Origin of the sequence: Candidatus Erwinia dacicola (genome assembly GCF_001756855.1) — a bacterium.
GTDB lineage: Bacteria > Pseudomonadota > Gammaproteobacteria > Enterobacterales > Enterobacteriaceae > Erwinia > Erwinia dacicola.
The window spans coordinates 24561-36317 of sequence record NZ_MAYS01000057.1 but is presented as its reverse complement, the minus strand read 5'-3'; the positions used below and the strand labels follow the sequence as shown (position 1 = coordinate 36317).

At 53.4% G+C, this 11757-nt stretch carries 13 protein-coding genes and 4 pseudogenes; 7 read left to right on the top strand and 10 right to left on the bottom strand.

The features are described 5' to 3' along the window. From BBW68_RS15380 to BBW68_RS01565, 4 pseudogenes are all read right to left on the bottom strand, one after another. A pseudogene (locus tag BBW68_RS15380) lies at positions 1 to 98 on the bottom strand (DNA methylase); the annotation flags it as partial. A gap of 71 nt (positions 99 to 169) precedes the next feature. Further along, a pseudogene (locus tag BBW68_RS20445) lies at positions 170 to 510 on the bottom strand (hypothetical protein). Continuing rightward, positions 485 to 820, bottom strand: a pseudogene (locus BBW68_RS01570) (hypothetical protein). The pseudogenes BBW68_RS20445 and BBW68_RS01570 overlap by 26 nt, the downstream one beginning before the upstream one ends. Then, positions 817 to 1050, bottom strand: a pseudogene (locus BBW68_RS01565) (hypothetical protein); the annotation flags it as partial. The pseudogenes BBW68_RS01565 and BBW68_RS01570, both read right to left, overlap by 4 nt. Before the next feature lie 515 nt (positions 1051 to 1565). Between BBW68_RS01565 and BBW68_RS01560 the strand changes: the two are divergent. From BBW68_RS01560 to BBW68_RS01530, 7 genes are all read left to right on the top strand, one after another. Continuing rightward, on the top strand, positions 1566 to 1808 hold the full coding sequence (locus tag BBW68_RS01560; RefSeq protein WP_075594629.1) for a DinI-like family protein: 243 nt from the start codon (positions 1566 to 1568) through the stop codon (positions 1806 to 1808). Continuing rightward, positions 1808 to 2257 carry a translesion error-prone DNA polymerase V autoproteolytic subunit gene (umuD, locus tag BBW68_RS01555; RefSeq protein WP_070133719.1) on the top strand — a complete coding sequence of 150 codons (450 nt, stop codon included), beginning with the start codon at positions 1808 to 1810 and terminating at the stop codon, positions 2255 to 2257. The genes BBW68_RS01560 and umuD overlap by 1 nt, the downstream gene beginning before the upstream one ends. 12 nt (positions 2258 to 2269) lie before the next feature. Next, positions 2270 to 3541, top strand: a complete 1272-nt coding sequence (gene umuC, locus BBW68_RS01550; RefSeq protein ID WP_070133718.1) for a translesion error-prone DNA polymerase V subunit UmuC — start codon at positions 2270 to 2272, stop codon at positions 3539 to 3541. Between the two features lie 195 nt (positions 3542 to 3736). Then, positions 3737 to 4363: a ParA family plasmid-partitioning AAA ATPase gene (locus BBW68_RS01545; RefSeq protein WP_070133717.1), complete on the top strand. Its 627-nt coding sequence runs from the start codon at positions 3737 to 3739 to the stop codon at positions 4361 to 4363. Further along, entirely contained in the window at positions 4360 to 4662 is a 303-nt protein-coding gene (locus tag BBW68_RS18615; RefSeq protein WP_070133716.1) for a ribbon-helix-helix domain-containing protein, read from the top strand. The genes BBW68_RS01545 and BBW68_RS18615 overlap by 4 nt, the downstream gene beginning before the upstream one ends. A gap of 107 nt (positions 4663 to 4769) precedes the next feature. Then, positions 4770 to 4973: a hypothetical protein gene (locus tag BBW68_RS01535; RefSeq protein ID WP_070133715.1), complete on the top strand. Its 204-nt coding sequence runs from the start codon at positions 4770 to 4772 to the stop codon at positions 4971 to 4973. A 398-nt stretch (positions 4974 to 5371) separates the two neighbouring features. Continuing rightward, positions 5372 to 8356 (top strand): Tn3 family transposase, encoded by a 2985-nt coding sequence (locus BBW68_RS01530; RefSeq protein ID WP_070133714.1) that lies wholly within the window; start codon positions 5372 to 5374, stop codon positions 8354 to 8356. On the opposite strand, the gene BBW68_RS17405 is transcribed toward BBW68_RS01530, so the two are convergent. From BBW68_RS17405 to BBW68_RS01500, 6 genes are all read right to left on the bottom strand, one after another. Continuing rightward, positions 8321 to 8860 (bottom strand): hypothetical protein, encoded by a 540-nt coding sequence (locus BBW68_RS17405; protein ID WP_102135740.1) that lies wholly within the window; start codon positions 8858 to 8860, stop codon positions 8321 to 8323. The genes BBW68_RS01530 and BBW68_RS17405 overlap by 36 nt on opposite strands. A gap of 47 nt (positions 8861 to 8907) precedes the next feature. After that, the gene (locus BBW68_RS01520; protein WP_070133713.1) at positions 8908 to 9156 is read right to left on the bottom strand and encodes a hypothetical protein; all 249 of its coding nucleotides are present in this window, start codon (positions 9154 to 9156) and stop codon (positions 8908 to 8910) included. An 84-nt stretch (positions 9157 to 9240) separates the two neighbouring features. Then, a complete protein-coding gene (locus BBW68_RS01515) occupies positions 9241 to 9702 on the bottom strand; it encodes a hypothetical protein (RefSeq protein ID WP_083264731.1) in 462 nt (153 codons plus the stop codon). Positions 9703 to 9763: 61 nt separating this feature from the next. Continuing rightward, complete coding sequence (locus BBW68_RS01510) at positions 9764 to 10153, bottom strand: hypothetical protein (RefSeq protein ID WP_083264730.1); 390 nt, start codon at positions 10151 to 10153, stop codon at positions 9764 to 9766. Between the two features lie 821 nt (positions 10154 to 10974). Next, entirely contained in the window at positions 10975 to 11235 is a 261-nt protein-coding gene (locus tag BBW68_RS01505) for a DUF1456 family protein (protein ID WP_070133712.1), read from the bottom strand. Further along, on the bottom strand, positions 11210 to 11698 hold the full coding sequence (locus tag BBW68_RS01500; protein WP_070133711.1) for a hypothetical protein: 489 nt from the start codon (positions 11696 to 11698) through the stop codon (positions 11210 to 11212). Before BBW68_RS01500 ends, BBW68_RS01505 begins: the two co-directional genes overlap by 26 nt. Positions 11699 to 11757: the final 59 nt, after the last annotated feature.

Genomic DNA, 11757 nt, shown 5'->3' with positions numbered 1-11757 from the left:
CCGACGAGGTACGGCGGATCGGTCACAATAAGGTCAACGGCGCGGTCGGGAAATCCGCGCATCACGTCAGTACAGTCCCCGAGAATGAATCTGGACATGGCAGCACTCCTGTAGTCAGAGGGGGCAGGAGGCATCACCGCGATACCGTTCCCTGCCGCACGCTGCCTGTTCATCGCGTCCGGTCACGGGTCAGGCCGACCGTGGAATACCGCAGCCGCCAGGCTTTTATGGCGGCAAGGATATGCCGCGAAAGCGGCTTGAAGGGCGTTCCTTAAAGGGCGAGGGGCTGGCGCAAAATACCGACGGCGCCGGGCCTGAGCGGAAAAACCGCCCGTCCCGTAACAGGCCGGACGCGAGACACTGGCAGCGGGTGGCAGGCTCATCCCCCCGCGCCGCGCCGCGGTCGCGGAAGAAAAGCGGAGCCGGTGAGGGCGATGGCCTAAACAGGGAGAAAAACCGGGCTGCACGCCCGGTCAGGAAGGAGTCAGCGGGTGATATCCCGCCAGTCATTACCGTAATCATCGCAGAGGCCGGGCGTATCCGTCACGCCGGTTACTGCCCACGTATCCAGAAACTTCAGCCCGCGCAGGATACTGCTCTCCACGTCATCGAGCAGGATGATACTGTTATACCAGACCACGCCATCCGGATATTGCCAGCGGTGACGGTCATCCTCGCGCAGCAGACTGTCCTACCACGTCCGGCCCATCAGTATCGCGCCCGATTCAGCCTGCGCCAGGCCGGTTGCTGATATCATGTGATGCACCATCATTTCCACGCCGCTGATTTCAACGGCAAAGCCGACCAGCCAGGTATTCATACACGTTTTACCTCATCAATCGCCGCCTGCAGGTGGCTCCAGTTAAATCCGTCATTCGCATCATGGCTGTCCTGCGCCCGCTCCATCGCTGCATCGATGTCGCCGTCCGTGAGCGAGCCGTCCAGTGAGAGAAAATCATCGGCCAGCCAGAACGTGCCGCAGCACAGCGCGTCGTCGGGGTAGTGCGACAGCCTGTTTATAAAAGCTTTCACGGTCATGCGTTTTTTCATCTGTTTTTCGGGCAATGGCTCGCCCGCCTCCTCAACAGTCAGCGTGAGCAGGAGGCATCACCGCGATACCGTTCCCTGCCGCACGCTGCCCGTACGCCGCGAAAGCCGACGGGTCAGGCCGACCGTGGAATACCGCAGCCGTCAGCTTTTATGGCGGCAAGGCTATGCCGCGAAAGCGGCTTGAAGGGCGTTCCTCAGCGGAGCGAGGGCGTGGTGAAAAATACCCACGGCACCGGGCCTGAGCGGTAAACCGCCCGTCCCGTGAAAGGCGGACGCGGCACCCTGGCAGCGTGCCGATGACCGCATTATCCACAGACAGGGTGGAAAACCAGCCGACAACCCTGTGGATAACGATGAGGGATCGGCTCAAAGCCGCAAAGGACAGGCGGTGGGGTTCTGCCGGATCGATACGGTTAAAATCCAGGCAAACAGACCTCTGTCACAGATTGACAAAAAGGGCGGCTGCGCATATCTTTACTGTATATGCATACAGTAAAGATATGAGAGAGAATATCATGCTACAGGTTTCAGTACGTTTTTCTCCGGAACAGGTAAAGGCCATGCCCGCCGGGGCATTTGCCGCTCTGCAGCAGGAAATTGAGCGACGCCTGACGCCGCATTACCCGTCACTGTGGCTCAACGTCAGCAAGGGATCACAGAGCAGCCTCGATGTCAGCGGCGCGCGCAGTGATCGTGAGAAGGCGGATGTGATGGAAACGCTGGAGGCTATCTGGCAGGACGACAGCTGGCTGCCGTGATGAAGCGTAACGAACCTGTTTTCTCCCGGACGCAGCTGCAGGCATGTCCGGCGTCACCCGCGCCGGTGGCTATCCCGTTGTTTGGCGAAGCCTGCCCGGCCGGCTTTCCGAGCCCGGCTGGCGACTATGTCGAAGCGGAACTTGATTTGAACAGCCTGTGCATCCGGCATCCGTCTGCCACCTACTTTCTCCGCGCCAGTGGAGAGAGCATGCGCGACCTCGGGTTGTATAACGGCGATATTCTGATTGTCGACCGGGCAGAAACCGCGCAGGAAGGCGATATCGTTATTGCGGAAATGGACGGGGGGTTTACCGTCAAACGTCTGCGGCTGCGGCCCCGCCCGGCGCTTGAGCCAATGAACCCGGATTACCCGACGCTGTACCCGGAAACCCTCACCCTGTTCGGGGTGGTGACGCACTTCATCCACCGGACCCGGGCGCGCCTTTAAAAGGGGGGAACGATGTTTGCCCTGGCTGATGTTAACAGTTTCTATGCCTCCTGCGAGAAGGTGTTCCGCCCCGATCTCAAAACCCGCCCCGTCATTGTACTCAGTAACAATGACGGGTGCGTCATCGCACGCAGCGCCGAGGCAAAAGCCCTGAATATTCCGATGGGGGAGCCCTGGTTTAAGCTGAAGGCCACGGCTGAGAAGTCAGGCGTGGTGGTGTTCTCAAGTAATTATTCGTTGTACCACTCGATGTCGGAGCGCGTCATGCGCTGCCTGGAGGCCCTTTCCCCCCGCGTGGAGCAGTACAGTATCGATGAGATGTTTCTCGACGTCGCCGGCATCGACAGCTGCGCGACGTTTGAGGACTTCGGTCGTCAGCTGCGCGAATATGTTCACCGCCATACGGCCCTGACCATCGGCGTCGGCATGGGGCCGACTAAAACGCTGGCCAGAAGCGCGCAGTGGGCGTCAAAGCAGTGGCGCCAGTTCGGCGGCGTACTGGCTATCACCCCGGATAATCCACGCCGGACAGCAAAACTGCTCGCCCTGCAGCCGGTGGAAGAAGTCTGGGGCGTGGGCAGAAAATTATCCGGGAAGCTGAACATAATGGGGATAAGCACCGCGCTGCAGCTGGCGCAGACAAGCCCGTCATTCATCCGGAAGCATTTCAGCGTGGTGCTGGAGAGGACGGTCAGGGAGCTTCAGGGCGAAAGCTGCATCAGTCTGGAAGAAGCGCCGCCGGCAAAACAGCAGATTGTCTGCAGCCGGAGCTTTGGCGAACGTGTTTCGGACTTCTTCGCGCTGCGGGAGGCCGTCTGCAGCTATGCGGAGCGGGCGGCTGAGAAGCTGCGCGGCGAGCGGCAGTTCTGCCGGCATATCGGGGTGTTTGTGAAAACGTCACCGTTTGCCGCGAACGAACCTTATTACAGCAATATGGCGAGCGAAAGCCTGGTGATCCCGACAAAGGATACCCGGGATATCATCGCCGCAGCCGTGCGGGCGCTGAACCGCATCTGGGTTCCGGGTCATCGTTATGCCAAAGCAGGCGTGATGCTGAACGACTTCACGCCAGTGGGCGTTACGCAACTGAGCCTGTTCGATGATGCACGACCACGGGAAAACAGCGAAGCCCTGATGAAAGTCGTGGACGGTATTAACCATTCAGGGCTGGGAAAAGTGTGGTTTGCGGGACGAGGCATAGCTCCTGACTGGCAAATGAAACGGGAAATGCTTTCCCCTGCGTACACCACCAGATGGACAGATTTGCCAATAGCCCGATTATGAATAGTTAACCCATCCATAAACCCTATCATCTTGTTATCTTGTTATCTTGTTATCTTGTTATCTTGTTATCTTAATTAAATTATAAATCAGACAGTTACCAATATAATAAATTATTAACTTAATAAAATAATTGCGTAATCCATGCCCTGGTGGCAATATTAAGTTGTTAACTTAACAACTTAATATGAGGTTATAATGATAATTGTATTAGGTAGTCAAAAAGGTGGTGTTGGTAAAAGTACACTAGCGGTATCAATAGCCGCATATCTGATGTCATTAGGTAATCGCGTGATTATTGTCGACGCAGATGACCAGAAATCAGTTTTAACCTGGTACAACAATCGCCCTGAAGATTTCCTCCATATTCCGGTAACAGGCGCAACAGGCAACATCAAAGCAATGTTAAAGGAACACGAAAAATCCTATGATTTTGTCATTGCAGACTGTGCTGGCCGTGATAGTGCAGAAATGCGTAGTGGATTGATGGCCGCTGATGTATTCATATCTCCTTTGCGTCCTTCGCAGATGGACCTGGATGTTGTACCTCATACATGCTCCGTTTTTACAGCAGCAAAAAATTTTAATGAGGATGTTCGGGGATATCTCGTTTTAAACATGACTCCTACAAACATGTTTGTTAATGAAGCCAATCAGGCAGCTGAAGTACTCAAGGATTATCCTGAAATGCATCTGGCGAACTCCCGAGTATGTGATCGTAAAGCACATCGAGATGCCTGGGCCGAATCAATGACAATTTTTGAAACGCAAAATGATAAAGCACAGCAAGAAATCGAAGCGTTAGTTAAAGAGGTTATTCTGTGAGAAATAGAGCAAACACTCCACCTCGTGACGAGGCAGCATTTATTAACGGTGGCACGGCTGGTCTTGATAATGCCAAAAAGTCATCAGATAAATTATCGGTTGTAAGCAAAGCAAAACCAGTGAGTGTTTCCTTTTTTGAAGAAAACCTAAAAGACATTGATGAGCTTATAACGGCAGAGATGGTTTCAGGCAAAGGCAGAGTGAATCGTTCTGATGTTGTCAGGGCGGCGATAGAAGCACTAAAGACACTACCAAAAACAGAGATATCACGATTGATAGCAGTAGCAAAACAAAAATAACATCTTGTTATCTTGTTATCTTGTTAATGGGCGTTCAGGTCATTCTGTCCAGTTCTGCTGACTGTGCGGGATCTGGCCTGGTGTAATTGAAAAAAAGGAGCCGACTAATGAACATTGCTAAACATACGATGGTTATATTTGTTGCAGGTTGCCTGGCTCAGCTATTCTTTATATTCGCTTCTTACAGTGGTGATGCGGATAGTTTTGCTCACTTCTGGACATCGTGCGGCTTTGCATATGGGTTACTTGCTTTCCATGTGGTCACTGGCATTTACTCTTTACATGGCATAAAGCACCCACTTAAAGTCTGAATAAGGCCGCGCTAGCGGCCTTTTTTACGCCCCTCATTCAATACCCCTTGTAGTTAGACATACAGAGCTTTCTGCCCAGCATTATATTTGCCATCTTATGGCACTCGATGCGGCCCTTCTGCAATGGACGAAAAATGCTATCCATATTGGACATTTCGGCACTATCGGGAAAAAGTGTCCGGAAGATATTTCTGATGTTCGTATTTAATTTTATTGACTAGCAGCGAAAACCGTAAGTCTGTTCAGAACTCGTTTCTGAACAGGGGAGGGGTTGGGCAAGCCCTGCGGGCGCGTCAGCCCGTCATATTAGGGTATACCTCATTGGTATGTACAAAACCGACCGGTTTCGGTCAGTGTGAGGTGATAACTAGAATAAACTATATGCAGAGAAAGCATCTATGCCACGGAGACAAATACTCAGTAGTGAAGAAAAAGAACGCTTGCTGGTCGTGCCGGATGATGACGTTCTTCTGACGCGCATGTGCTTTTTGAGTGAACATGACCTCGCGCTTATTAATAAACACCGCAGACCCGCTAATCGCCTGGGCTTTGCTGTTTTACTCTGCTATTTGCGGGGGCCGGGGTTTCCCCCTGACAAAAGTATGTCACCTCACGACGGTGTTGTTTCCCGGCTGGCAGCGCATTTGAAACTTCAGCCTGATTTGTGGGCCGAGTATGCCTCAAGAGAGGTCACCCGCTGGGAGCATCTGGCTGAACTCTACCGCTACCTGGAATTATCCCCATTCAACCGGGCACTGCAAAAAATTTGCATTCGTCACCTTTACCCCCACGCCATGCGGACAGACAGAGGTTTTTTGCTTGCGGAAGAAATGCTTTCCTGGCTCCACAGTAATAATGTCATTTTCCCTTCTGTTGATGTCATCGAGCGAACTCTGGCCGAAGCAACAACGCTTGCAGACAGGGCGGTATTTTCTGCGCTGACCGCGCAGCTTGAACCGGGACATAAAGCGGCGCTGGACCGTCTGCTGGTATCTGAGGGTGAGCAACCTTCACGGCTGGCCTGGATGCTCCAGCCTCCGGGGAAAATTAATGGTAAGAATGTCCTGCAACATATCGACCGGTTAAATGCGATAGAGTCGCTGGCACTGCCAGACGGTATTGCGCTTTCCGTTCACCAGAACAGGCTCCTGAAACTCGCACGCGAAGGCAGGAAAATGAGTAGCCGGGACCTGGCAAAATTCACGGATGTTCGCCGTTATGCCTCTCTGGTTTGTGTCATATCGGAGGCCAGGGCCACCCTGACTGACGAAGTTATTGATTTGCACGAGCGTATTCTTGGCAGTCTGTTCAGCTGGGCAAAACGCACACAGGCCGAACGACTCCAGCAAACGGGAAAGCTGATTCAGAGTAAGCTGAAGCAATACGTTACCGTCGGGCAGGCATTGCTTAATGCCAGAGAATCCGGTGAAGATCCCTGGGCCGCAATAGAAGGCGTCCTTCCCTGGCAGGAATTTATCAACAGCATGGAAGAGACGCGGCTCCTGTCACGTAAGGACAACTTCGACCCGTTGCATCTGATCACAGAAAAATACAGTACGCTGCGTAAATACGCCCCCCGGATGCTGTCCGCGTTGCAGTTCAGGGCTGCACCCACCGCAATGCAGCTCTGTGACGCGCTTGATACCTTCAGAGAGATGTATCGAAAACAACTCCGAAAAGTACCACCTTCCGCGCCAACCGGGTTTATCCCGGAAAGCTGGAGAAAGGTGGTGATCACTCCCACCGGCATTGACCGAAAATATTACGAATTTTGCGTGCTGAACGAGCTGAAGGGAGCCTTGCGTTCAGGTGACATCTGGGTAAAAGGGTCTCGCCGCTACAGGAATTTCGATGATTATCTGATCCCGTCCGGCGATTTTAAAAAATCACTCAGGGATTACCTGTTACCCCTTGCTGTTCCGGGCGATTGCCATGAATACATCGAGAGCCGTTTGACGCTTCTGGCATCGCGCCTGGAGGAAGTTAATGCAATGGCGCTGGCCGGTGATTTACCCGATGTTGATATATCAGATAAAGGCGTGAAAATTACCCCGCTGGATAATAGTGTCCCTTCAGCAGCATCCCCTTTTGGTGATCTGGTTTATGGCATGCTGCCTCACCCTAAAATTACTGAAATGCTGGATGAAGTGGATGGCTGGACGGGTTTTACCCGACATTTCACACACCTCAAAAATAATCACGTTAAACCTAAAGACAGAAAGTTGTTACTGACCACCATACTTGCCGATGGGATCAACCTTGGGCTGACAAAGATGGCCGAATCCTGTCCGGGAACGACAAAATCGTCACTCGAGGGCATTCAGGCCTGGTACATCAGGGATGAAACCTATTCAGCCGCGCTGGCCGAGGTGGTTAATGCGCAGAAAAAGCGGCCTCTGGCAGCATTCTGGGGCGATGGAACAACGTCATCGTCTGACGGACAGAACTTTCGGGTGGGGAGTCACGGGCGTTATGCGGGTCAGGTCAATCTGAAATACGGTCAGGAGCCAGGCGTGCAAATTTATACACATATTTCGGACCAGTACAGCCCGTTTTACACCAAAGTCATCAGCCGCGTGCGGGACTCAACACACGTACTTGATGGTCTGCTGTATCACGAAACCGATCTGGAAATTACAGAGCATTATACTGACACCGCAGGTTTCACTGAGCATGTTTTCGCGCTAATGCATCTGCTCGGATTCGCTTTTGCGCCAAGGATCCGGGATCTTCATGACAAGCGGCTGTTTATCCATGGGAAAGCTGAGTTGTATCCGGGGCTTCAGTCAATCATCTCCTCAACCAGCCTGAATCTGAAGGAAATTGAAACCCACTGGCATGAGGTACTGCGTCTGGCAAGTTCTATAAAGCAGGGAACGGTAACAGCATCACTGATGATGAAAAAGCTGGCCAGCTATCCTAAACAGAATGGTCTGGCAAAGGCTCTGAGGGAGATTGGCCGCATAGAAAGGTCATTGTTTATGTTGGACTGGTTCCGGGATCCTTCGCTGCGTCGACGAGTACAGGCTGGGTTGAATAAAGGTGAGGCCCGCAATGCCCTTGCGCGAGCAGTCTTTATGCACCGACTGGGGGAAATCAGAGATCGGGGACTGGAAAACCAGAGCTACCGGGCCAGCGGGCTGACATTGCTGACTGCGGCGATCTCACTGTGGAATACGGTATATATAGAAAGAGCCATAGATTCTCTGAAGCGAAAAGGGATCCCACTAAATGAGCAGCTGATTTCTCATCTGTCACCGCTGGGATGGGAACACATCAACCTGAGCGGGGATTACGTCTGGAGAACAAACCTCAAACTGGGACAGGGTAAATACCGCGCATTACGCTCAGTGAATAGTAGTCTGTACAAAAAACAGGCTTAGCGTAGGATATTTTCCGTTTTCCAAGCGGACCCCGGCAACAGGTTCCAGCCGCGTCACGTTTTCTGCCTGGTGGTTCATCACCATCACTCGCTCCACGGCTTCGTGCAGGCTTTCCCCTTCCTGACGGGGGAACCACAGATCGCTGTTGCTGCCACTGAGCAACGGATGATTGCAGAAATGAAAGCCCCGGCCGCTCTTCAGCGCACATTCCAGAATTGTCACTTTAGCCCGTGCATCCAGCGTAGCCGCCGTGCTATTCAGGCGTTCGGTGATATCTCCCCAACACCATTCCCCGGCAGGTTCCGGTAGTTCCAGCCGTTTGAGCGGCACGCCCATCGCTGCCGCCGTGAGCCGCCCCACGTCCGCCAGGGCGGGGGTTTCTGCCAGCTCGCTGATGTAGTCACCGTTGATGAATAGCGCCTGGTCATCGTTGTCCAGTACCAGAAGGCAGACGCCTGATAGCGCCGTACATACAGGGGTTTTGCGTAACGTCAGATTTAGCATGATCGGTTCTCCTTACTGCCGCCCCGACAGGGGCGGCACTCCGTGGTTCAGGCCAGTGCCCGGGTTAATTCAAGGGTGCGCAGGAACTGCCCCCATTCGCTGCCGCGCATCGCGGGGACGCGCACTGACCGCCGTTTCTGCGAACAGCGGGCAACGTGGCGGCCTCTGGCCCGAATTTCCGGAGCGATATCCTGCGCGGCGATGCTTCCATGCATCACCCGGACGTGTGGCGCGGTCACGTCAGACTTTACATATCCCGCCGTTGGTGCAATGATTGTGACTTCAGCAAGTTCCATGATTAACCTCATTTGATTTTGTTGATGATGGCCAGCTGTTAGCGCAGTTGACCGTAATGAAGCAGAGCCTTTGCTCTGCTTTTTTTACGCCTGCTCCCGGTCAAACACCTCCTTCTGAATACGCGCCACGATATCCTGATGCGACAGCGTGCAGCGGTCACGAAACTCAAAGAAACGCCCCTGAACGTGGGCAAAAATGTCCGTGACGTCCCCACTCCAGTATTCTGACGACTTAAACGACTGCCCCAGCCCTTTGCCTAGACACTGCCAGTCTTCCGGAGGCAGTACCTCCAGCTGGTCGGTGAAGCGCGCCTCGTCGATTTCCTTCACGGGCGTATAGTGCCGGGCATCGGACAGGGCCTGATAGTCACTCAATTTTCCCAGCACCATATCCGGCCAAGTCTGGCGCAGTTCGTCCAGCGTTCTGCCGTCGGCTCTGGTTCGCCATTTACCGCTGACGCGCACCGCGTGCCAGCCGATAAACAGCGATGGGCTGAAAAACACCTTTTCAGGGTAGATTGCTACTGCCGTCTGGTTCTGTGTCATGCTGCATTCCTTCTGTTTCTGGCCCACCGGAGGCGGGCCGGGTTCGTGTGATGTTTGTGGATCAGGCGATGTCGGCTTTGAACATGGCGTAACCGGCGCTAAGTTCAGTTTTCAGATAGTCGACCGCATAGCTCCATGCCGCCTGGCCCAACTCCCCGTACAGACTCAGCGCAATTTTCCGGGCTTCAGCCCAGGCCTGTACGGATGAAAGTGGCATGACAGGGCGCGGCACCGACCAGTTGGTGACAGTCCTGCACACGTCATCAGCCATATTTATCAGCGTCCCGAACAGCAGCTCCTCGCGCTCACATGCCAACATACGTTCTTCACGCCAGATTTTTAGATATTTAAGACGTTCAGCCAGCGCCGGGCTGACACCCCTGATTTCCTGCCCTTCCCCCCATCTTTCGGAAGATTCAGAAGCGGCGGTTTTGATGTTCTGTGTGTTCATGCTGGTTCTCCTGTTGTCGGTGGCTTATGCCATCTCTCGGTGAGTTCATCGCGGCAAAGGGCAAAGGAGCAACGACGAAGAGAGGGCATAAAGGGGCGACGACGAAAAGTTTTTGCGGCTCCAGGCAAAAAGTTTTAGGCGACGTGCATTTCACCCCTTTCTGCCCGAACCGGCGGTGCTACGACCAGCCCTCCGCGAAGAACCGCCGGGAGTGGGGGCACGGATGTTGAGATGAGCACGAACACACCCGACACGGCGGAACGGCGTGGCGTCCTCAGCGGCCGCTGCGCGGCCAGTGAGTGCGCCGGCGATAGCCGGCTGCGGGGGTTGACCTTGACGTTGCCATCAGACCCTAGCCGTCAGGCCCGAAACCCGCCTGCGGGGTTCGGCGGAGCTTAGCGGCTTGCCGCTTAGCGCAGTCGGGCTTGACGACCCGGACGGAACGGACGGGGAGCCGAAGGGGGCCATGCTGTTTTTCTTTTAGGACCTGCAGCTGCAGCACCACGCCACCGACAATCGGTTAGGAGGCATTACCTGCACGGGCAGAAGTGGTTGAATCAGGCAACAGAAGAGGGGATTTTTATTCCATCTGAAACATGCGAGATGAAGAGGATGTGAGGTAACAAAAGTTGCTATGGAGGCGGGGTGTAATACGCGCTTAAAACATGGGGGACTATGCGCGTACTGCACCTTAACAACTCTGCCTGTTCGGCAGTGGATAACTTTCTTTCCAGTGGAATTTTCTAAGCTGCCTGTCCGGCAGTAGACTGCAGACTCTACGACAGAATTTTCTAAGCTGCTTGTTCAGCAGTTTTTTTAACTTACACTGCCGAAGAGTCGTCTTCAATCAGTTTTTCCTCTTTCAAGGCATCGATAAAGTCCCGCAAGGCCTTTTCAGGCATAGGGCGAAAGTCGCGATTAAAGTCCCCTGCACGCTTACTCCATGCGTTGATTTTGGCCCGGCTTACATCCCACCCCTTCCTGATAAAAAGTTCTTCAATATAGTCCTTGTCCTTATGTAGCCGGAGAATGAGGCACAAATCTTTAAAAACGTCATTAGTAGGGATCGTGCTGACAGACATAGAAAATCTCTCCATCATAAATTCTGGCCGTGAACTGTGATTTAAGCTGCGCCGCTTTCAGGTTTTGTTTAGAACGGGATATCTCAAGATTGTGAGTGTTCAGCGGCCTGCCGTCATCGGTCACGGCATTGGCCAGCTGGATGGATTTACCCCGCCCGGCGGAAGTGGTGCAAAGGCCAATGACTTTACCATGATGAAGGACGGCGGCTTCAGTTGCGCCCTGATTTTCCAGCGCTGTTCTGACCAGCTCAAACTGGCTGGCCCGTTCTGCGGCGGCATCAGCAGCCATTGAAAGATGCAGGCTGACCTCGTGTGCTAACATTTCCAGCGTGGGATAGCCGCCCTTATAGCGATCGCCTTTCCACAGTTCGAACAGCGTCGCACCGGTAATGACGTCCATTCCTATATTGCGGGCGGCAGTCTGAATTTCAATAAAACTAGCGGCCTGGCTGATATTTTTCATGATGACATCCTGTATGGTTATCAATTGATTTTAATAGTCTGCCTGCACGGCAGTTTACA

Coding starts and splice junctions, on each gene's coding strand:
- BBW68_RS17405 (WP_102135740.1), bottom strand. CDS start 8,860: ATGCTAAATCTGACGTTACGCAAAACCCCTGTATGTACGGCGCTATCA.
- BBW68_RS01530 (WP_070133714.1), top strand. CDS start 5,372: ATGCCACGGAGACAAATACTCAGTAGTGAAGAAAAAGAACGCTTGCTG.
- BBW68_RS01535 (WP_070133715.1), top strand. CDS start 4,770: ATGAACATTGCTAAACATACGATGGTTATATTTGTTGCAGGTTGCCTG.
- BBW68_RS01560 (WP_075594629.1), top strand. CDS start 1,566: ATGCTACAGGTTTCAGTACGTTTTTCTCCGGAACAGGTAAAGGCCATG.
- BBW68_RS01515 (WP_083264731.1), bottom strand. CDS start 9,702: ATGACACAGAACCAGACGGCAGTAGCAATCTACCCTGAAAAGGTGTTT.
- BBW68_RS01545 (WP_070133717.1), top strand. CDS start 3,737: ATGATAATTGTATTAGGTAGTCAAAAAGGTGGTGTTGGTAAAAGTACA.
- umuC (WP_070133718.1), top strand. CDS start 2,270: ATGTTTGCCCTGGCTGATGTTAACAGTTTCTATGCCTCCTGCGAGAAG.
- BBW68_RS01510 (WP_083264730.1), bottom strand. CDS start 10,153: ATGAACACACAGAACATCAAAACCGCCGCTTCTGAATCTTCCGAAAGA.
- BBW68_RS01520 (WP_070133713.1), bottom strand. CDS start 9,156: ATGGAACTTGCTGAAGTCACAATCATTGCACCAACGGCGGGATATGTA.
- umuD (WP_070133719.1), top strand. CDS start 1,808: ATGAAGCGTAACGAACCTGTTTTCTCCCGGACGCAGCTGCAGGCATGT.
- BBW68_RS01505 (WP_070133712.1), bottom strand. CDS start 11,235: ATGTCTGTCAGCACGATCCCTACTAATGACGTTTTTAAAGATTTGTGC.
- BBW68_RS01500 (WP_070133711.1), bottom strand. CDS start 11,698: ATGAAAAATATCAGCCAGGCCGCTAGTTTTATTGAAATTCAGACTGCC.